General features: G+C 64.6%; 17 protein-coding genes. 11 read left to right on the forward strand and 6 right to left on the reverse strand.

Going from position 1 to position 21452, the window contains the following annotated elements:
* Nucleotides 1-45: 45 nt before the first annotated feature.
* Genes CIC12_RS21965 through coxB form a run of 5 tightly spaced genes read right to left on the reverse strand, consistent with a single transcriptional unit; the run spans nt 46 to nt 6536 of the window.
* Nucleotides 46-1452: a c-type cytochrome gene (locus CIC12_RS21965; RefSeq protein ID WP_446728028.1), complete on the reverse strand. Its 1407-nt coding sequence runs from the start codon at nt 1450-1452 to the stop codon at nt 46-48.
* On the reverse strand, nt 1449-2468 hold the full coding sequence (locus tag CIC12_RS21970) for a cytochrome c oxidase assembly protein (RefSeq protein WP_238812799.1): 1020 nt from the start codon (nt 2466-2468) through the stop codon (nt 1449-1451). The genes CIC12_RS21965 and CIC12_RS21970 overlap by 4 nt, the downstream gene beginning before the upstream one ends.
* Nucleotides 2444-2785 (reverse strand): hypothetical protein, encoded by a 342-nt coding sequence (locus tag CIC12_RS21975; protein ID WP_168666935.1) that lies wholly within the window; start codon nt 2783-2785, stop codon nt 2444-2446. The genes CIC12_RS21970 and CIC12_RS21975 overlap by 25 nt, the downstream gene beginning before the upstream one ends.
* Nucleotides 2782-5415, reverse strand: coding sequence for a cytochrome c oxidase subunit I (ctaD, locus tag CIC12_RS21980; RefSeq protein WP_168666937.1), 2634 nt, complete (start codon nt 5413-5415; stop codon nt 2782-2784). Before ctaD ends, CIC12_RS21975 begins: the two co-directional genes overlap by 4 nt.
* The gene (gene coxB, locus CIC12_RS21985) at nt 5412-6536 is read right to left on the reverse strand and encodes a cytochrome c oxidase subunit II (protein WP_446728029.1); all 1125 of its coding nucleotides are present in this window, start codon (nt 6534-6536) and stop codon (nt 5412-5414) included. The genes ctaD and coxB overlap by 4 nt, the downstream gene beginning before the upstream one ends.
* A gap of 320 nt (nt 6537-6856) precedes the next feature.
* Between coxB and CIC12_RS32745 the strand changes: the two genes are divergently transcribed.
* From CIC12_RS32745 to CIC12_RS22005, 3 genes are all read left to right on the forward strand, one after another.
* Nucleotides 6857-7273, forward strand: a complete 417-nt coding sequence (locus CIC12_RS32745; protein WP_174772139.1) for a hypothetical protein — start codon at nt 6857-6859, stop codon at nt 7271-7273.
* A gap of 179 nt (nt 7274-7452) precedes the next feature.
* Nucleotides 7453-8157, forward strand: a complete 705-nt coding sequence (locus CIC12_RS22000; RefSeq protein WP_168666941.1) for a PIG-L deacetylase family protein — start codon at nt 7453-7455, stop codon at nt 8155-8157.
* Nucleotides 8158-8217: 60 nt separating this feature from the next.
* Nucleotides 8218-9162 carry a glycosyltransferase family 2 protein gene (locus CIC12_RS22005; protein ID WP_168666943.1) on the forward strand — a complete coding sequence of 315 codons (945 nt, stop codon included), beginning with the start codon at nt 8218-8220 and terminating at the stop codon, nt 9160-9162.
* 90 nt (nt 9163-9252) lie between these two features.
* On the opposite strand, the gene CIC12_RS22010 is transcribed toward CIC12_RS22005, so the two are convergent.
* Entirely contained in the window at nt 9253-11937 is a 2685-nt protein-coding gene (locus CIC12_RS22010) for an ATP-binding cassette domain-containing protein (RefSeq protein WP_168666945.1), read from the reverse strand.
* Between the two features lie 422 nt (nt 11938-12359).
* Here CIC12_RS22010 and CIC12_RS22015 point away from each other — a divergent pair, with 422 nt between their 5' ends.
* The 8 genes from CIC12_RS22015 to CIC12_RS22050 form a co-directional block, all read left to right on the forward strand.
* Nucleotides 12360-13655: a glycosyltransferase family 4 protein gene (locus CIC12_RS22015; RefSeq protein WP_168666947.1), complete on the forward strand. Its 1296-nt coding sequence runs from the start codon at nt 12360-12362 to the stop codon at nt 13653-13655.
* A gap of 87 nt (nt 13656-13742) precedes the next feature.
* Complete coding sequence (locus tag CIC12_RS22020) at nt 13743-14351, forward strand: D-glycero-alpha-D-manno-heptose-1,7-bisphosphate 7-phosphatase (RefSeq protein ID WP_168666949.1); 609 nt, start codon at nt 13743-13745, stop codon at nt 14349-14351.
* Nucleotides 14348-15607, forward strand: coding sequence for a lipopolysaccharide heptosyltransferase II (gene waaF / locus CIC12_RS22025; protein WP_168666950.1), 1260 nt, complete (start codon nt 14348-14350; stop codon nt 15605-15607). Before CIC12_RS22020 ends, waaF begins: the two co-directional genes overlap by 4 nt.
* A gap of 22 nt (nt 15608-15629) precedes the next feature.
* Nucleotides 15630-17375, forward strand: a complete 1746-nt coding sequence (locus CIC12_RS22030) for a carbamoyltransferase family protein (protein WP_168666953.1) — start codon at nt 15630-15632, stop codon at nt 17373-17375.
* The gene (locus CIC12_RS22035) at nt 17372-18448 is read left to right on the forward strand and encodes a glycosyltransferase (protein WP_168666955.1); all 1077 of its coding nucleotides are present in this window, start codon (nt 17372-17374) and stop codon (nt 18446-18448) included. Before CIC12_RS22030 ends, CIC12_RS22035 begins: the two co-directional genes overlap by 4 nt.
* Entirely contained in the window at nt 18445-19578 is a 1134-nt protein-coding gene (locus tag CIC12_RS22040) for a glycosyltransferase family 9 protein (RefSeq protein ID WP_168666957.1), read from the forward strand. Before CIC12_RS22035 ends, CIC12_RS22040 begins: the two co-directional genes overlap by 4 nt.
* Nucleotides 19568-20524 carry a glycosyltransferase family 4 protein gene (locus CIC12_RS22045; RefSeq protein WP_168666959.1) on the forward strand — a complete coding sequence of 319 codons (957 nt, stop codon included), beginning with the start codon at nt 19568-19570 and terminating at the stop codon, nt 20522-20524. The genes CIC12_RS22040 and CIC12_RS22045 overlap by 11 nt, the downstream gene beginning before the upstream one ends.
* Nucleotides 20525-20562: 38 nt before the next feature.
* Nucleotides 20563-21452: UDP-glucuronic acid decarboxylase family protein (locus tag CIC12_RS22050; protein WP_168666961.1), on the forward strand; the 890-nt coding region annotated here is incomplete at its 3' end.

A 21452-nucleotide genomic window follows, 5' to 3' on the forward strand; every position in this document is an offset into this window, starting at 1 on the left:
CGAGCACGGCCTCGCCGCGGCGACCGCGAACGCGCACAGGCAGCGCTATTTGTGCAGCTTCTGCCGCAGTGAACTTACATCGTTCGCGGTTATCGGCTGTGCGTTGTTGCCCCACGCGCTGCGAATGTAGGTCAGTACCTGGCCGATCCCCACATCAGGGAGCGTGTCGGCGAAGCGCGGCATTTGTTGACGGGGCGGTCCAGTAAGCGTCGACGGGCTATTGCCACCCTCGACCATGAGGCGAATCAGCGAGGTCGTATCTTCCGCCAGCACCGACGTGTTGCCCGCGAGCGCGGGGAACACGTTCGGCACGCCCTCACCCGCGTCGCCGTGGCATTTTGCACAAAACGAACGATAGACGTTGTATCCCAGCGACGCCGCATCGGGCACGCGACTGCCGTTCAGCGGCTTGCGCGCGACATTGTCTTGCGGCGCATAGGTTCCCGAGGGATTATGCGGCGGCAGCGACTTCAGATAGCGGGCAATCGCGAGCAGGTCGTCGTCGCTCAGGTACTGCGTGCTGTCTTCGATCTGCTCGACCATGCTTCCGTAGGCAACGTTGCCGGCCCCGTGCCCCGTCTTCAGGAACGCGGCGATTTCGGGCGCGCGCCAGCGGCCGAGCCCCGAGCCCGGATCCCCGGTTAGGTCCGGCGCGAACCAGTGGTCGTTGACGCCGCCGGTGAGAAAGGTCGACGACGTTTCGTCCGTGCCCTTCTCCTGGTAAGCGGCGCCGCGCGGCGTATGGCAACTGCCGCAATGACCCGCCGATTGCACGAGGTAGGCCCCGCGATTCCACTGCGCATCGCGGTCGGCACGCGGCCGGTACGGCCCGCGCGGCACGAACGCCATTTGCCAGAACCGCAGCGCCCAACGCTGGTTGAACGGGAATGCGACATTCGACTCGGCGTTCGGCTTCGCGACCGGCGCGACGCCATGCATCATGTACGTATAGAGCGCATGCATGTCCGCGTCATCGAGCTTCGCAAACGCGTTGTACGGCATCGCCGGATAGAGCCGCTTGCCGCCACGCGCGATGCCTTGGCGCAGCGCACGCGCGAAGTCGTCGTAGGTGTACCGGCCGATCCCGTAGCGCGGATCTGGCGTAATGTTGGTCGCCATGATCGTGCCAAACGGAGAAGCAAGGCCGTGTCCGCCAGCATAGGGCGCGCCGCCCTGCGCCGCCGTGTGACAACCTGCACAATCGCTGGCTTTCGCGACGTACTCGCCGCGCGCGAGCGTCCCGGCGTCCGGTCGAGGCGCAGCGGAAGCTCCCGGAGCACCTCCCGAAGACGACGCGCAGACGGTGTGCGACGAGTCAGATGCCGACGCATCTTCACTACGCGCGTCGCGCATCGCACCGCCTGCAACGGCTATCGCGAACGCGAGGCTGCAGGCGGCAAGCCCGGCATGACGGCGCGCTCTCGCCCATGCGCGTGACGTTTGCGGCATCATCGCGCACCGTCCTGCGGCAAGGCCGCTGTGGGATCGCTGGCGAGATCGACTCGCGTCGGGCTCCTCAACCAGCGCGCCACGATCGCCAATCCGCCGGCCAGGTACACGATCGCAGCCGGCACCCACATGATGAGGCCGCCGGCCTGCTGGTCATGCAGCACATCGACGCCGAGCGCGCTCGTCGGCTCGATATAGGACGGATACCACACGCCCGGCGCGAGCGAAATCAGAGCGCCGAGCGCGCTCGTATGGACCATCGTCGTGAACACGGACAACAACGCGTGACCGCCTGTCTGACGCGAAGCACCGTCGCCAAAGACGGTCCACCAGAAAATGAGCGCGGTCAGCAGGAAAGTCGTGTGCTGCAGCGTGTGCACCCACGGGTGCGCGAGCGCGGCTTCGAACATCACCGGCGCGTGCCAGCCCCAGAGTGCCGCCGCGTGGAGGAGCCATCCGGTGAGCGGCGCGGTCAGCCCCCGCCACGCGCGGACGAATGCGGGCCCGCGCACCGCCCGGCCGACGCGCCTGCGGGCGCCGCGAGGCAGTGCCCAAATCCATACACCGAGTGGCCGCGCCGCCACGAGGAGCGGCGCGGCGATCAGCATCATGGTTTCGTGCTGGACCATGTGCGCGGAAAACAGAGCCGCGGACAATGCATCGAGCGGCGAGCACAACGCGATCACGAGCGCGGCCATGCCGCCCGCGAACGCACTCGCATGCCACGCGCGGATTGCGCGACTGTGCGATGAGCCCCGTCGGCGCAACCGCAAGTGACCGATTGCATAAGCAAGCGTGCTTGCGAGCGTCAACGCGACGACCCACGCGTCGAACGACCAGCCGAATGTGGGCGCGCCATGTTCGCCATCGGTCAGCACGTGCGCGCATGCGAGCGGCGCAGCGGTCAGTGCCAGCGCGGCGCACACTCGCCCAGGCGCGAGTCGCCGCTCGCGGGCGAGGGGCGCGAAGCAGCAGATTGCGGAAAGCCGCGCGATCATCGGCAGGGTGAAAGCAGCCATTGCGGGAACCACATCGTCAACTGGATAACCGCGCACAAAGCGGCGACGAGCATCGCCATCAGGGCAAGAAACGGCCGACGCGCGGCGCGCGGCACGTAGCTGCCGTGGAAGCGCCCGGCTGTGGCGCGCCAGCGCCGGTAGGCAAGCCACGCCGCGATGACCGAGAAGCCGAACGCAAGCGCGCTCACCACGTCGAGCGCGGTGTGCCGGCCGGACGCGCAGGCGCTCTGCACCAGCGCGTAGTTGAGACTCTGCGCGCCGAGTACCACCGCCGGGGCCGCCAGCAGGCCAAGCCAGATCGAGACACTATGCTTCATTGATGCATCCGCGGGACGAGGTAGATGACCGCGTAGATGGGCAGCCAGCTCAGGACGACGAAGTACCAGTAGGCCGCGTTCTCGCTCGTGTCGAGCAGGCGCTTTTTCTCGAACGGCCCGGCGTAGAGCAGCGTTGCCAGCACGGCGGTATCGACGGTATCGGTGATCAGGTGGGTCGTGTGCAGGCCGAGCAGCAGCCACACGATCGAACCGTACGCATTCGCGTACCACATCACGTTGAGCGCGCCGAATTCAGCGCCACGCAAGACAAGGAACACAAGCGCGAACGCAAGACATATTGCAAGCCATAGACGCGCCCGATTGCGCTCGCCGCGCTCTGCCGCGCGCTTGGCAAGCTGGTTCGGCCAAAGGCTCGCGATCAATACAGCCGTATTGACCGATCCCCACACCAGCGAGGGCGGCGGTGCATGCAGTGGCCACACTGCATTGACCGCGCGCAGATAGAAGTACATACCGACGGTCATCGCGAACAGGGTTCCCTCGATCAGCATCAAGCCCGCCGTCGCCCACCACATCAGGCTGCGATGACTGAACCCGAAGCTCGGCAATGCACGTACATCGAGCACCGCGGCCTTCTGCGGAGCGCCATGGCCGGCCGCTTTGTGCGAGGAGGGATTGGCGTTCACATGGCGCGCCGCCTTATTCGTGGCAGGCGAATCTGGCCAGCGCTCGAGCGCGCGCGCGACCCGGTTCTCGCGCCGCCCCGGCCAGAACCAGGCAATCATCGCCACCGCGACCGGCACCGTGCCCCACCATACGGCCGACGGCGTGAAGATCGAACCGATGAAGAAGACCGTGGTTGCGATCGCACTGAGGAACGGCCAGATCGACGGTTGCGGAAAGAGTGGGCGCGTGTCCGGCCGCGCATCGAGGGCTGTCGTGGTCAGCACCTCGCGCGCGAGCGCGGCGAGGCCCGCCACCGCGCGCGGCGCGCGCTCCGGCTCCCACAGCGGCGCGCGGCCGTGGACGACCGGCAGCACATCGAAGTTGTGCGGCGGCGGCGCGCTCGGGACGCTCCATTCGAGTGTGCCCGCGCCCCAAGGGTTCGCGTCGGCACGCGCGCCCCATCGCAAACTCCATATCACGTTGACGATGAACAACAGCACGCTCACAGCGATCAGGTACGCACCCAGTGTCGCGATGAGATTCATACCCTCCCAGCCCATGGCGGCGGGATACGTCCACACGCGCCGCGGCATGCCATGGAGGCCCAGCAGGTGCATCGGAAAGAAAGTGACGTTGAAGCCGACGAAGAACAGCCAGAACTGCCAACGCGCGAGGCGCTCGCCAAGCATGCGTCCGGTGAATTTCGGAAACCAGTAGTGGAAGGCGCCAAAGAGCGGAAACACCGCGCCGCCGAGCAGAACGTAATGCAGATGCGCCACGACGAAATAGGTGTCATGTACCTGCAGGTCGAGCGGTACGGAGCCGAGCATGATGCCGGTCATCCCGCCGAGCACGAGAATGAAGAAGAACGCGAGCACGAACAGCAGCGGCGGCTTCACACTCAGACGTCCGGTGAGCAGCGTCGCTAGCCAGCAATAGATCTGGATACCGGACGGAACCGCAATCATCACGCTCGCCGCGGTGAAGAATGTCTTGCCGAGATCGGGGACGGCCGTCGCGAACATGTGGTGCACCCACAAGCCGAACGCAAGAAACGCCGTCGCGATCAGCGCAAGCACCATCGCGGAGTAACCGAAAATCGGGCGGCGCGAGAACGTCTCGATGATCGATGACATAAAACCGAGCGCCGGAATGAAGATGAGATAGACCTCGGGATGACCGAAAAACCAGAACAGATGCTGCCACAACAGCACGTCGCCGCCGAGCGCCGGGTTATAGAACTGCGTCCCGACGAGTCGGTCGAGAATCAGCGCAGTGCTCGCCAGCATGACTGCGGGCATCGCGAACAGCACCATGAATTGCGTGACAAGTGTGGCCCACACGAAAAGAGGCATCCGGTTCAGCGACATGCCTGGCGCGCGCATCTTGAGGATCGTTGCGATCAATATGACGGCGACGAGTAACGCGGACAGCTCGCTAAACGTGATCATTTGCGCCCAGATATCGCTGCCCTTGCCAGTCGCATAGTCGGGCCCGGCCAGCGGCACATAGCTGAACCAGCCGGAGCGCGGGCCCGCACCTAGCAAAAATGCGATGAAGAGCGTGAAACCACCGAACAGAAAGACCCAGTATGCGTACGCGTTCATCCGCGGAAACGCCACGCTGCGCGCGCCGATCAGCAGCGGAATCAGGTACATCGCAACCGCCTGCATCACAGGAACCGCGAACAGGAACATCATGGCCGTGCCATGGATCGTGAAGAGCTGGTTGTACATGTCAGGGCCGACTACGTGGTTCGCCGGCCGCGCGAGCTGGGTGCGCATTACCAGTGCCATGAGACCCGCGAGCAGGAAAAACACGAACGTCGTGCACATGAAGCGGCGCGCGATGGTTTTGTGATCGATCGCGCTGAACCAGCCGATGATCCCCGGGCGATCGCTCCACGTGCGCGCCAGCGCGGCCAGCGTACCGGTATCGGCATCCGGCCCGTCCTTGATCTGCGCCACGGCGTCGGCGCCCGACGGCGTTTCGGTCGTGTTCATTGCAATGTGGTAAGCCATCGGACGACCGCGCGGCGATCGGCATCCGAAAGCGGCACAGCCGGCATCGTCGCGCCGGGCTTCAGTGCATTCGGATCCTTTATCCACGCGGCAAGATTTTCAGGCGTGTTGGCGAGCACGCCTGCGGCGATCGTCTCCCTGCTCATCAGATGAGTCAGGTCGGGGCCGGGAGTGCCCGCTGCGGAAGTGCCGCGCACCGTGTGACAACCCGCGCAACTCGCGCGCTCGAACACATCGCGGCCATGAAGCGCGACGGCGTCGGTGGTTTGCGCCAGCGGCCGCGCCTGCCGCGCCACCCAGGCCGCGTAGCGCTCGGGCGACTCGGCGACGACGAGCATGGCCATCAAGGCATGTTCCGCGCCGCAATATTCGGCGCACTGTCCGCGATAGGCGCCTGGCTGATCCGCGCGAAACTCGATCGTCGTGTCGATACCCGGCAGCATGTCTTTTTTCCCGTGCAGATTGGGGACCCAGAAGCTGTGGATCACATCGCCCGCCTGCAGCGACACGACAACCGGCCGGCCAACCGGCACGTGCAATTCGTTTGCGGTAACGAAGCCAGGCTGTCCGCCCTGCGGACGATAGGACGCCTGCCACCACCATTGCGCGCCGAGCATGTCGATGCGCACCGGATCTGCTACCGGCATCCTCGAGAGCGCGCGATCTGTTAGCACGTCGGCGACGATCAGTCCGACGAGCACGATCACCGACAGCACGCTTGCGCCGATCACGACACGCCGCGTGCCGTTTTCCGGCTGCGTCAGCGAGCCAAGGTCGGGCGCGCGAGTCGCCGGCGGTTGCGCGGCAGAGCCGCGCCCATTGCGGACCAGCGCAACGAGAGTCGCTAGCAACACGAGTGCAAAGACGATCCCGCACACGATCAGCGAAAGGTTCCATAGCTTCGCGATGTGCGCAGCCTGCACGCCTGCCGGCTGCAACGCGCTTTGCTGCGGCTGCGCAGCGGACTGCGCAACGCGCGACATCGCGAGCAGTGAGGCGGCGACGGTATACGCCGCGCGGGCCGCGCGTTTCCAGCCGGCGCCCGCAGCGCCGCCGCAGGACCGCGCAATCGCACGAATGTGGGCTCCGACGTCGGCCATCATTTACGTAGGTGAGCGTATGAGTTTGTGGGTCCAGAGCACTTTTCGTGCCGCTTCTCGTTACGGCCGGCGTGTCGTGCCTTGATTCATGACGCTCCGCCGAGCGATCTTTGCGCCGCGGAATCGAGGAAGCGTCTCACCTCTCGCGCGAACTCGCGGCCTCGTGCAGCGCTTCCGGCGCGCCGGAGGAAAGGCAAAACATGCTGCGGGAGGAATTACACAGCGTGCGCACATTCTGCACGCCCGTGCGGTACCGGGTGAGTCCCAGGCGTAGAGAACAATGACGGCGTTCCTCTTTAGTCTGTTCGCCGGCCGCGCGCTCGATGTCGCCGCGCGATAATGCACCCACCCGCTCGATCCTCGACGCAATGCCGGATGGCGGCGAGCTGACCATCAGCGCGGACGAAGAGAGCTTCATTCACGTGGTGACATCAGTGATGTGCCTCGACCCGCCGTCCCATATCGTCGGCATAGAAGTGGAACCCGTTCAGATACATATCGATCGCGTTGATCGGCGCACGGTTCTGAAGTGCTTGCGCCTCAACCCGAGCATGCTGCTTTTCGCGGACTTCTCGCTCCCGGAAATTGGGCCGGCCCGCTCTCCTGGTAGCTGCGCAAACGCCCTTCCGACGCCTGCACAGCAGCAACTCGAAAACGCCGTGGCAAAGCCGATCAACTCGATAACCCGCGCCGGTCATGGCCGGTTAGAAACGAGCCCATGTTGTCTCCTGCATCACTGACGACGGCCCTCGTGCACGGTCGGGTCTAACGCGCGAAAGCGCCAGGTTTTTCCGTTGCGCAAGCCATGTTCCTCAAGGGCGACGGAAGGCTTGCGCGGCAACAGGCGAGAGCCAATGTGGAATGCCGCTTGCTCGGCACGAATTCCCCTGTCCCGACGCACGCAGCGCAGAAAGATCCCATGAATGTCGATGGCCCATTGCTTGTGGTGTCTCCGCATCTGGACGACGCGGTGCTGAGTTGCGGCCTTTTGCTCGCCTCGCATCCCGCTGCAACCGTATGCACCATTTTCACGTCAGCGCCGGAAGCCGACATGATCACCGACTGGGACCGCGCCTCGGGCTTCGCAGGCGCATTCGAGGCGATGCGCGCGCGCAGAACAGAGGACGTGCGCGCTCTGAGCGCGCTGCGCGCTTCACCCATTCATTTGCCTTTCTGCGACGCGCAATATCTGTCATCGCCTTCGCGCGAAGCACTTGTCGCGGCGTTGCGCGCAACGTTCGTCGAAGTGAAGCCCGCGACCGTGCTGTTCCCACTCGGACTCTTTCATTCCGATCACACGATGGCGTCAGACGCATGCCTCGCCGCCCTGCGGTCATTCAAAGATCCGGCGGCGTACGCATACGAAGACCTCCCCTACCGGAATATTCCAGGCGTCATTCAGGAGCGCCTCGCCACCATGCTCGAACAACGCATCAAGGTGAGCCCAGCCGACATGGCAGACGCCGGGACGCACGCGCCACACCAGCAGTTGAAACAGGCAGCGCTCGGCAGGTACGCAAGCCAGTTACGAGCATTCGGTCCCGAAGGGCGTGCCGCCCTCGATTCGCCGGAACGCTACTGGCTCTTCCGCGCTGCCAACGAAAGCGGCAGTCGCCGTGATTGAGCGCATCGGCACAACGCTTGCTCGACACCTGCATCGCATCGTGAGAAGAACGTCAACAGCATGGAAAACAAAACGCTGGCCCGGCGCATTTCCGTTGTGGTACTGACACATAACCGCGCGGAAGAACTGAGCGCCACACTCACCCGTCTGCTCGCCCTTCCCGAACGCCCACCCATTTTTGTCGCCGACAACGCTTCGACCGACAACACCGTCGCGCTCGTCAAGACGCTGTTTCCGACGGTCTGCGTGATCGAGTGCGGCGAAAATCTCGGCGCAGCCGGCCGCAATCGTGCGGCCGCCTGCGTCGGCACTGACTATGTCGCCTTCTGCGACGATGACACGTGGTGGGAGCCGGGTTCGCTCGAACGCGCGGTCCATCTGCTTGACGCATGGCCCAACGTCGGTGTTTTGAGTGCGCGCGTTGTTGTCGGCGAGAACCAGGCGCTGGACCCGACGTGCGCCGTGATGCGCGCGAGTCCGCTCGGCAGCGACGGCCTGCCCGGCCCCGCCTTGATCGGCTACATGGCGGGGGCGTGCGTGTTCCGCACGTCACTGTTTCGCGAGGTGGGCGGCTACGAACCGCGGCTGTTCGTCGGCGGTGAGGAAGAGTTGGTGGCGCTGGACGTGCTGGCAGCGAACCGGTCGATTGTCTATTGTGAGCAGTTGACCGTGCATCATTATCCATCGCCAGCACGCGATAGCCGCTTGCGACGCCGCACACTCGCGCGCAACGCCGCGTGGATCGCGTGGCTGCGTCTGCCATGGCTGCAGGCGTGCCGTGCGACGCTGCGCGCGCTCGATATGCTCGCGCGGGAGGGCAACCTGATGCATGACAGCGTCGCGCTCATGCGCGGACTCGCCTGGGCACTCCCGCACCGCCGCGTCGTACCGGCCAACGTATTGCATTTGCGCGCACGTGTCCACGCTGCTGAACGGTCCATCGGTGCGACATTGGCGGATAGCCACCAGAAGCCAGCCGGCGGCGAGATCGACGCGCGCACGTGAATTCATTCACCCGGCGTCGCATATGGAGTGAGGCCGTCTTGCAAGCTGCACCCGGGCGCGCGGCGCTCCAACGCTGTCTCGCGAGCAGATTCACACGGACTGATTCGCCGTATTTGTCCGCGACTTCCCGCCCGTCAGATTCGTGATGGCGAGGATCAACTCTTGCGGCGGCACCGGCTTGGTCAGATATGCGTCGAAGCCGGCCGCCTGCGCGCGTCGTGGATCTTCCGTTTCTGTATAGCCGGTTAGCGCGATCGCCGGCAGCGGTGCATGTGCCTCGCTCATGCGTTCGCTTTCAAGGGCGCGTATACGACGCAGCACTTCGTAACCGTCTATGTCGGCTAGCACAATGTCACATAACAGCACCTGCGGCCATTCGTTCGTCTGCGCGCGCCCGAGCCACTCCAGCGCCTGCGCACCGGACGATGCGAGCTGCACTCGCGCGCCACTCGCGCTCAACACCGCTTCGAGCGCGTCGCGCGTTTCTTCCTGATCGTCGATGGCCATGACCAGAAGATCGTCGATCGGCCTCGCGCCACCGTCTTCGCGCCCATCGGTGACGGCGTGCAGCGGTAGCATCGCGACATATGCGAGCTGGCCGTGCAGCGGCATCAACGTAAAGCCACCGCCCGCCGCTGCGAGCCTCGCTTCCATGTGCCGCGCGGCCGACTCCTCCAGCTCGGCCGGCTTGCCACCCGCGCCGAGCACACTGACCCACGCATGATTGTTATGTCGTTCGACCCGCAGCGCGATCCGCTCGCCGGCTGCCGCCTGCAGGATTTCATTGAGGCACAATTCGGCGATCAACGGTTGCAGAACGCTCGGATCGCCGGTCACGCGCAGGTCGTTGTCGCCAAGTTCCACGTGCACAGTCACGCGCTGTGCCGCAATTTCGTCATGCAAGGCGTCGATCGCACCGGAGGTCAACGTGGCGAGGCTCACCGACTGCGCGGTGAGTTTGCGCTGCGCATGCTCAAGTTCGCCCTGCTGCCATTGCAGCGACCACATCTTCGCGTACACGCCATCACGCGACAGCAATTCCCGATGCGTACCCTGTTCGACCACGCGGCCATGCTCCATCACGAGAATCCAGTCGGCGTCCACCACGGTGGAAAGCCGATGAGCGATCACGATCGACGTACGGCCCTGCGCGAGGCGTGTCAGCTCGGTCTGGATTGCTCGCTCGGAGCGCGTGTCGAGCGCCGACGTCGCTTCATCGAACACGATAATGCGCGGGTCCTTCAGAATGGCGCGGGCAATTGCGATGCGCTGGCGCTCACCGCCCGACAGACGCACGCCGCGCTCGCCGACGCGCGTATCGTAATGGTCGGGCAGCCGTTCGATGAACTCGTCCAATTGCGCAGCGCGCGCCGCGCGCACGACATCCGCACGCGTCGCGGAGGGCCGGCCGTAAGCGATGTTGTAAGCGATCGTCTCGTTGAACAGCACGGTATCTTGCGGCACGATGCCGATGGCTTCGCGCAAGCTTCGCTGCGTCACCTTGCCGATGTCCTGACCATCGATGCGGATCGCGCCACTTTCTGGCTGGTAAAGCCGGAACAACAGCTTCACGATCGTCGACTTGCCTGAGCCGCTGCCGCCGACCACCGCTAGCGTCTTGCCCGCATAAGCATGGAAATCGACGTCGCGCAAAATGGGCCGTGCCGGGTCATAGCCGAAGTCCACGTGTTCGAAGTCGATTTTTCCCGCCTTCACGATCAGCGGCTGTGCTGCGGGATCGTCGATATCCTCGCCCACTCGCCCTTGTGTTGCGAGAATCGCGAACATGCGCTCGACGTTGACCATCGCGTCATTGGTCTCGCGGAATACGAAGCCGAGCGTATTCAACGGCATGCAAATCTGGATCAGATAGGCATTCACCAGAATCAGATCGCCGACACTCATCGTGCGGGCGATCACATGCTGCGCGGCGAGCAGCATGATTGCGGCGATGCCGAGCGCGATCACCGCGCTCTGCCCGACGTGCAAGGCGGTCAGCGCGCGCTGATTTGCTATTCGTGCGTGGATCCATTTTTCCAGCACTTCGCTGAGGCGGCGCGTTTCGGCCTCTTCGGTCGCGAAGTATTTGACTGTGTCGTAATTCAGCAGGCTATCGACGAGACGTCCATCGGATTGCGCCTCGAGCAGATTCACGGCGCGCTGAAATGCAACTCGCCGCCGTGTGAATAAAAATGTATAGACGGCGTAACAAACGAAGGTAAGCGCGATCGCCAGTGTGAACTCGCGCGCATAGGCGCGCACCATGATCGTGACGATCGTCGCGATCTCAAAGCCGGTCGGCACGATGGTGAACAACGCGACGCCCAGCAGAAAACCGATACCGTCCGCCCCTTTCTGCACGTCGCGCGCGATTGCGCCGGTTTCACGGCGCGTATGAAACCGCGCACTCATTCCGTGCAGATGCGCGAACGTCCGTTCGGTGAAGGCGGCCACCGTGCGCTGCGTAACGACGCTGAACGCGACGTCGCGCGCTTCGTTGAGTGCGTCGCCGAGAAAGCGCAGCAGCGCGTAGGCAAGCACCAGAAACACGGGAAACAGCGCCTGCGAGACGGGTCGGCCGAGTTCGTCGACGATATGTTTGAGGACGAGCGGAATCAGTACGATCGACAGCTTGCCCGCCACCATCAGTAAAAGGGACAGCGCGGTTTGCTTGCGATAACTCCACACGGCTTGCGCGAGGTCGGCGGCGATCCGGCCAGTGAGCCGCGGACGCGCCGGCGGCGATGGCGGGGGCGAAGTCGGTGAATTCGGCATGGGTGTCGACTGCTCTACGCGGGGGCTGCCAAGGCGACCCAACTATTTGCGGGCCGGGTCACGAAAAAATCGGAAGCGAGCCATTCCCGGGTGTGACGCGTTGAAGTAGCAAGCACCGCTCCTGGTGTATGCGGAAAGTGGCAGACATGGGCGCCTTTGGCAAAAATTCCGTCGCACTCGCGGATATCCATGACAGTCGGAACAATTTCCCACGGGCGCAATGTTACATGCCGCTTGTAAAAACAGGGAACGCCACAGCGCTTCTCTCGCGCCGCATCGAAACCTGGCCACGACGCATCGTCCCTCCGCACATCAGTGCGTCTGCCCGCGTCGGCGGCCCGACCGTTTGGCACACGTCATGCTCCATGCACTAAAACCGCCGCCGCGCCACATCCGTTTGTGCCCACCCTGCAAGGAACGCCATGAAAATCGCTCTCGTCAGTGAACACGCCTCGCCACTTGCAGTTGCCGGTGGAGTCGACAGCGGCGGACAGAACATCTACGTCGCCAACGTCGCGCGCGAACTCGTGACGATGGGACATCAGGTCGATGTCTTCACGCGCCGGGACCGAGCGCTGCTGCCGCTCGTATCGGACATGGACGGCGCGCGGGTCATTCATGTGCCGGCCGGGCCGCCGAAGCAGTTGCCGAAGGAACAGCTGTTGCCGTTCATGGACGAATTCGCCACGTTCCTGATCGAATTCTTCCGACGCGAGCGCGAGCCGTATGAGGTCATCCACGCAAACTTTTTCATGTCCGGACTTGCCGCGTTGAAAGTCAAGGCGGCGCTCGGCGTGCCGCTTGTCACCACCTTTCATGCGCTCGGGCGGGTACGCCGGATTCATCAAGGCGCGGACGACGGCTTTCCTGATGAACGTTTCGCGATTGAGGACGAACTGGTGGCGCGCTCGGACATCGTGGTCGCAGAATGCCCGCAGGACGAGGCGGATCTGATCGAGCACTATCGCGCCGACCTGTCGCGAATCGAGATCGTGCCATGCGGCTTCGACGCCGCGGAATTCCGGCCGATGGACCGCGCCGCCGCGCGCGAAGCGCTCGGCTGGTGCAAGGACGAATTCACGGTGCTACAACTGGGCCGGCTCGTCCAGCGCAAGGGCATCGACAACGTGGTCTGCGGCGTCGGCATTCTCAAGCAGGCGTTCGGGGCATCCGCGCGGCTCTATGTAGTGGGCGGCAATTCCGACTCGCCGAACGAACTCGCGACGCCCGAGATCGCACGGTTGCGCGGCATCGCGCGCGAGTGCGGGGTGGCGGACCAGACTACCTTTGTCGGCCGGCGCGGACGCGCGCAATTGCGTTATTTCTACAGTGCCGCCGACGTATTCGTGACCACGCCGTGGTACGAGCCGTTCGGCATCACGCCGGTCGAGGCGATGGCTTGCGGGACGCCAGTGATTGGCGCCGACGTAGGCGGCATCCGCTATTCGGTCGCGCACGGCGAGACCGGCTTTCTCGTTCCGCCGCGAGATCCGGCCGCGCTTGCTGCGCGCCTCGACCAGTTGCGGCGGGATCCCGAGCTTGCCCGTCGCATGGGTGAGGCAGGCCTTGCGCGCGCACATGCGGAGTTCACATGGAAAGGCGTCGGCGATTCGCTGGCGCAGATCTACGCGCGCGCGGCGTGCCTCGCGCCGGCGACAACCCCTTCAGAGCAGATAGAAGCACCGAAGCGCGCGGCGGTGGGCGGGGCTTACGGATAGGCAGCGAATGCGACCGGCACTTGCGTCGTTGCTCCTTCCCTGCCACGGCCATACCTTTCCCGCTCACACTTCCCGCCTGGACGTTTCATGATGCAAGCCGCTGTATTCCTCGACAAGGACGGCACGCTGCTCGACGACGTGCCCTACAACGTCGACCCTTCGTCGATGCGTTTCGCGCCGGGCGCACGCGACGCTTTGCGACTGCTCGCCGCGCACCCGGTTGCGCTGTTCGTCATCAGCAATCAGTCCGGCGTCGCGCTCGGGAAGTTCGGCTATGACGCGTTGCATGCGGTCGAAGCCGAACTGCATCGCATGTTCGCCACGTGCGGCGCGACGCTGGGCGGGGTGTACTGGTGCCCGCATCTTCCAGGCGGCCGCGTCGCGCGCTATGCCTGCGTGTGCGGTTGCCGTAAACCGGCGCCAGGCATGCTGCTGCGCGCCGCGCACGAACACCGGCTCGACCTCGCGCGGAGCTGGTTCATCGGCGATATTCTCGACGACGTCGAAGCGGGCAACCGCGCGGGTTGCCGAACAGTGCTGCTCGACAATGGTCATGAAACCCAGTGGCTCGACAGCGAGCACCGCGTGCCGACCGCGCGCGCCGCCGATCTGCATGAAGCGGCGCAGATCGTGGTTGGCGGCGGCAGGGCCGACGCCGCACTCGATGCGCCAGTGCGCGAGGAAGCCGCGCGATGAACGCCCCACTGCAGCTCGCGCAACCGACACTCGCGCATGCACGGGTAGGCGATACGTCGCCGCCCACTCGCTGGGGTGAGGACGTCAAGCGGATTCTCTGCATACGCGTCGACAATCTCGGCGACGTACTGATGACTACGCCCGCACTGCACGCGCTGCGTCACGGCTGGCCGGATCGGCATATCACGCTGCTCGCATCGCGCAGCGGCGCGGCGCTCGCGCCTTTTCTCGACGACGTGGACGACGTGATCGAATACGACGCGCCTTGGGTCGCGCCTTTGTCGAACGGCGCACGCACGCTGCTGGACGATCAGCGGATGCAGGACCGTTTGCGCTGCGGCGCCTTCGACGCCGCGGTGATCTTCACGGTCTATAGTCAAAGCCCGTTGCCCGCCGCGATGCTCTGCTATCTGGCGGGCATTCCGCGCCGTCTCGCGCATTGCCGCGAAAATCCCTATGCGCTGCTGACCGACTGGCTGCGCGAACCCGAGCCGCAGCAGCGCACGCGCCATGAAGTGCAACGGCAACTCGACCTCGTGCGCCACGTCGGCGCGCACGCGCAGGACACGCGCATGCGCTTTCGCGTCGACGCTTCCGACCGTCGCACGCTTCAGGCGCAACTCGTCGCGCGCGGCGTCGCATGCGAAGCCAGGTGCATCGTGCTGCATCCTGGCGCCACGGCCGCTTCGCGCCGCTACCCGCCCGAGCGTTTTGGCGAGGTCGCCGCTCGGCTCGTACGCGAAACCGGCGCGCCCTTGCTCATTACCGGCTCTTCTGGCGAACGGCCACTGGTCGAAGCAGTCATTCGCGCGGCCGCACCCGGCGTGCGCTCGCATCTGCACGATCTGAGCGGCGCGCTCACGCTCGGCGAACTCGGCGCACTGATCGAGCGCGCCAGCGTGCTCGTGTCCAACAACAGTGGACCCGTGCATCTCGCGTCCGCACTGAATACGCCAGTGGTCGATCTGTATGCCCTGACCAATCCGCAGCACACGCCCTGGCAAACGGCGCAGCGCGTGCTGTTTCGCGACGTGGAATGCCGCTGGTGTTATCGCAGCGTGTGTCCGCAACAGCATCACGCCTGTCTGCTGGGTGTCGCGCCGGGCGAAGTGGTACAGGCGGTGCTCGAACTGCGCAGCGAGGCGGCGGCGCGCGACGCGGCCAGCGCCACGGGTGGCGACGCGGCTGGCGATGTGGCTAACCAGGCCGATCACGCCATCACCGCGCCGCTCTCCGGTGAACCCATCGCTCCCTGAAACCTTTCTCTTGCGAACGACCATGTACACACTCGGAATCAATGCCGTCTATCACGACAGCGCCGCAGCCCTGCTGCGCGACGGCGTCGTGCTCGCCGCCGCCGAAGACGAACGCTTCACGCACGTCAAACACGCGAAACGGCCGGTGCCGTTTGCGACCTGGCAACTGCCCTTCGATGCCATCGACTACTGCCTGAAGGCCGCTGGCATCACGCTTGCCGAGGTCGATCACGTGGCCTATTCCTATGACCCCACGCTGTTTGGCGGCATGCCGAGCCGTCCGGGGGCGACCATAGAACTGCCGTTCGATCCGGCCAATATGCATGTTTCCGACCCGTCGGCATCGCCGTGGGACCCGCTGTTCCTGAGCTATATCGCGAATGCCAAAGGGCAACTGCTGGACGGCGCGCCGCATCACCTGAAAAAGCGCTTTCAGGGCGTCGATCATGAGCGGGGCTTCCAGTGGCACTTCGTCGAGCATCACCTCGCGCACGAAGCCAGCGCCTTTCTCGCCTCGCCATTCGACGATACCGCCGTGCTGACGATGGACGGCCGCGGCGAAGGCGTGACGACGAGCATGGCCCGGTTTGTCGGCGGCGAATACACGCGGCTCAAGCAGGTCGAGTTGCCGCATTCGCTGGGCCTGCTTTACGAAGCCGTCACGGATTGGCTCGGCTTCCTGCACTCGTCGGATGAATACAAGGTGATGGCGCTCGCCTCTTACGGCAAGCCGCTCTACCTCGACGTATTCCGCCAGATCGTTCGCTACCGCAGCGATGGAACTTATACCGTCGATGCGCCGCGTCTCGTCGAGCGCTTCGGCCCGGCACGGGAACGCGGCGGGCCGCTGGAGCAGCGGCACTTCGATATCGCGCATTCGTTGCAGCGCGTGCTCGAGGAAACGGTGCTGCAACTCGCCGACTGGCTGCATCGGCAGACGGGTCTGAGCAAGCTCGCGATGGCCGGCGGCGTCGCGTTGAACTGCGTGATGAATTCGAAGCTACGTGACGCCGGTCCGTTCGACGACGTATGGGTCCAGCCCGCCGCTGGCGACGCCGGCACCGCGCTCGGCGCGGCGCTGTGGATCGATTACCGCGAGCGGGCAGCGCACGGTGACCGTGCGCGTCGCTGGACGATGGACCACGCGTACCTCGGCCCCGAATACAGCGAAGCGGAAATCGAACAATTCCTGAGTTGGTCGAAGCTGCCCTACCGCCGCATGGACAATATCGCCGCCGAGACCGCCGATCTGCTTGCCAATGGCAAGGTGATCGGCTGGTATCAGGGGCGCACGGAATTCGGCCCGCGTGCGCTCGGCGCGCGTTCGATCCTCGCCTCGCCGGTGGATGCGCAAATGCAGGCGAAGCTCAACGAGATCAAGGACCGCGAAGACTTCCGCCCGGTCGCGCCGGTCGTGATGGAAGAGTATGCGAACGAATGGTTCGTGGACGGCAAGGTCGCACCGTTCATGCTGTTCGTGTTCGACGTGCGCGCGGACAAGGCAGCGCGCATTCCGGCCGTGCGCCACGTCGATGGCACGGCGCGCGTGCAGACCGTCAATCGCGCGCAACATCCGCTGTACTACGACTTGCTGGACGCGTTCAGACAACGCACCGGTGTGCCGATTCTGGTCAACACGTCGTTCAATACGCGCGGAGAACCGATGGTGAATTCGCCGCGCGACGCGGTGGAATCGTTCTGGACTTCACCGCTCGACGCGCTGGTGATCGGGCCGTTCGTCGTCGACAAAACGGGGGGCCGCGCATGAGTTCGTCCGCGGCGGCTCCTATCCAACCCGGCGGGATCCTGGCCAGCCCTCGCGCCGAAGAAGCGGTTGCCGCGGATTATGCAGGCGCGCTATCCGCTCGCGTGGATGTCTGCGTCGTGGTGCCGACCTATCGCCGTCCCGCGCTGCTGGCGGCGTGTTTGCGCGCACTATGCGAGCAGGACTACCCTGCGGATCGCTACGAGATTATCGTTTGCGACGACGGCCCCGACGAAGCCACCCGCGCGTGCGTGGCGCGCTTCGCAGCCGCCCAGGCGGCGCGAGGACTGACCGTGCGCTACGTGCCGGTCACGTGTAGCCAGGGCCCCGCAGGCGCGCGCAATGCGGGCTGGCAACAGGCGCGCTCGCCGTTGATTGCCTTCACGGACGACGACACGCTCCCTGACCGACATTGGTTGACGGCCGGTGTTGCGGCGCTCGCGCCCGGCGTCGCGGCCGCCTCGGGGAAGATCGTCGTGCCGCTGCCCGACTTGCCGACCGATTACGAAGCCGACGCGAGCGGACTTGAACGCGCGGAATTCGCCACCGCTAACGCCTTCGTCGCGCGCAAGTTTCTGGTTTCGACGGGCGGGTTTGACGAGCGCTTCACGTCGGCGTGGCGGGAAGACTCCGATCTGCAATTTACGCTGATGCAAGCGGGCGGCGAGATCGTCCGTGCGGCCGATGCCGTCGTCGTGCATCCCGTGCGGCCCGCACCTTGGGGTGTCAGCATCGCGCAGCAGAAGAAGAGCCAGTTCGATGCGCTGCTCTACAAGAAGCACCCGCATCTGTTCAGGACGCGCATTCGCGCGACACCACCACTGCTTTACTACGCGATCCTGTGCGCGGCACTGACTGCGTTGTTCGCCGTGCTGGCCAGCCACATGACTGTCGCGCTAACGGCGCTGATCGTGTGGCTAACGTTGACTGGCTACTTTTGTGTCATGCGTTTGCACGGCCGGGACCGCAGCTGGCTGCACGTCGCCGAAATGGCGTGGACGTCTGTCCCTATCCCGTTTCTGTCGATCTATTGGCGGCTTTATGGCGCCTTCCGTTTCAAGGTGTTCTTTCCATGACTGCACCCTCGTTCCTGAGCGCGCTCGCGCCGCGCCGCATTGTCGTGTTTCGCGCACTGCAACTCGGCGACATGCTGTGCGCCGTCCCCGCGTTGCGAGCGTTGCGCCACGCGATGCCGCACGCACACATCGCGCTGATCGGGCTGCCGTGGGCTTGCACGTTCGTCGAGCGCTATGCGGGCCTCATCGATGAACTGATCGTGTTCCCCGGCGCAATCGGATTTCCGGAGCAGCCGGAAACGAACGCCGGGCTGCCTGAATTTTTTTCGCGCATGCGCGCCCGTCGTTTCGATCTGGCGATCCAGCTGCACGGCAGTGGCGGGGCCGCCAACGATCTGCTGCTCGAGCTGGGTGCCCAGGCTCTGGCTGGTTTCGTGCAGCCTGACGAGCCGGCGCGGCAAGGCTGCTTTATCGGCTGGCCCGACGATCTGCCCGAGGCCGACCGCTATCTCGCGTTGGCGCACGCGCTCGGCGCACCGACGATCGAGCGGCAATCGGCATTTCCGCTTCATCATCAGGATCAGGAAGAATATGAGGCGCTGGCCGCCGTGCACGGTGTGGAAGCGCAGCGGCTCGTGCTGATCCATCCCGGCGCGCAATTGCCGTCGCGGCGCTGGCCCGCCGAGCGCTTCTCCGAGGTGGCCGACAACCTCGCAGCCGAAGGCTGGCAGATCGCGATTACCGGCACCGCCGCCGAAGCCTCGTTGACCGGCGCCGTGTTGGGCTCGATGATGTCGCCCGCGCTGCATCTCGCGGGCGCGACTTCGCTCGGTGGCCTCGCTGCACTCGTCGCGCACGCGCGTCTCGTAGTCTGCAACGACACCGGCATTTCGCACATCGCGGCGGCCGTGTCGACGGCGTCGGTGGTGATCGCTTCCGGCAGCGACACGCGCCGCTGGGCGCCGCTCGACCATACGCTGCACCGCGTGCTCGCCGACTATCCCCCCTGCCGGCCTTGCATGTTCCGCGAATGCCCGTATGGTCATCCGTGTGCGCTGAACGTCGGCGTGGAACAGGTCGTGGAATCGGCGCGTGCGCAGCTCGCGCGGGTACACGGCGCGCAAGCCGGCGCGCCGAACACATTGCATGCGAACGCCCGCAACTTCGAGGAGATGCATCATGCTGCGTAACTGCCGCCGGCTGCGCGTGCTGACCTGGCATGTGCACGGCAACTATCTGTATTACCTGACGCAAGCGCCGCACGATTTCTATCTCGTCACGAAACCCGGGCATCCACCCGGCTACGCCGGCAAGGTGGGCGTGCTGCCGTGGGGCGACAACGTCCACGAAATCAATGCGGACGATGTGCCCGACGAAGCGTTCGATGTCGTCCTGTATCAGCACAAGAGCCACTGGGAATACGACCGCGAACATCTGCTGAGCCCGGCGCAGCAGCGCTTGCCGCGCGTCTATATCGAGCATGATCCGCCGCAGGACAATCCGTTCCAGCAATGGCATTGGGTCGACGACCCCCATACCTTGCTGATCCACGTCACGCATTTCAATCAGTTGATGTGGGATTGCGGCGTCACGCCGACTCGGGTGATCGAACACGGCGTCGTGGTGCCCGAGGGCGTGCGCTATAGCGGCGAGCTGGAGCGCGGCATCGTCGTGGTGAATCATCTCGCGCAACGCGGACGGCGGCTCGGCGCGGATATCTTCAGCGCGACGCGCACGCGTGTGCCGCTCGATCTCGTCGGCATGGACGCCGGTCGGCTCGGCGGTATCGGCGAGATTGGCAATCTCGATCTGGCTGCCTTCACGGCGCGTTACCGCTTCTTCTTCAATCCGATTCGCTGGACCAGTCTCGGCCTCGCGATCGTCGAAGCGATGACGATCGGGATGCCGATCGTCGGTCTCGCTACGACCGAACTCGCCACGGTGATCCGCAATGGCGAAAACGGCTTTATTCATACCGATGTCGACGCCCTCGTTGACGCGATGGCTAGTCTGCTGCACGACCCCGCCGAGGCGCGGCGTCTCGGCGAAGGCGCGCGGCGCACGGCGCTGGAGCGCTTTCATATCGACCGTTTCGCGCAGGACTGGCACGAGGCGCTGCTGCACGTCACTGCCTGAGCGGCCGCACACTGTACCTTGAGCAAGGACGACATGTCATGAAAGAACTCACTCGTAAGCGGATTCTGGTGACCGGCGGCGCAGGATTTCTCGGCTCGCATCTGTGCGAACGGCTCGTGACAGAAGGGCACGACGTTCTGTGCGTCGACAATTTCTACACCGGTACGAAAGACAACATCGCGCATCTGCTCGACTGCGCGAATTTCGAGCTGATGCGTCATGACGTGACATTTCCTTTGTACGTGGAGGTTGACGAGATCTATAACCTCGCCTGTCCCGCATCGCCGGTCCATTATCAACACGACCCCGTGCAGACGACCAAAACCAGCGTGCACGGCGCAATCAACATGCTTGGGCTCGCCAAACGCGTGAAGGCGAAAATCTTTCAGGCGTCGACGAGCGAGGTGTATGGCGACGCACAGATGCATCCACAAACCGAGCAATACTGGGGGCACGTGAATCCGATTGGCCCGCGCTCCTGCTACGACGAGGGCAAGCGGTGCGCCGAGACGCTATTCATGGATTACCGGCGGCAACATGGACTGTCGATCCGGATTGCGCGGATCTTCAACACATATGGGCCGCGCATGCACCCCGCCGATGGCCGCGTCGTATCGAACTTCATGATGCAGGCACTGCGAGGCGAGCCGCTCACGCTCTATGGCGACGGCTCGCAGACGCGCTCGTTCTGCTACGTGGACGATATGATCGACGGCTTTATCCGGCTGATGAACACAGCGGATGACCCCAGCGGCCCGGTCAATCTGGGCAATCCGCACGAAGTAAGCATGCGCGAGATCGCGCAGCGCATCGTGGTGATCACCGGTTCGAACTCGCCGCTTGAACTGCATCCTCTGCCGACCGACGACCCTTGGCATCGCCAGCCGGATATCACGCGTGCGCGTGAGTGGCTCGGCTGGCAGCCGCG

The sequence above is a fragment of the Paraburkholderia sp. SG-MS1 genome, assembly GCF_012275575.1.
Classification (GTDB): Bacteria; Pseudomonadota; Gammaproteobacteria; order Burkholderiales; family Burkholderiaceae; genus Paraburkholderia.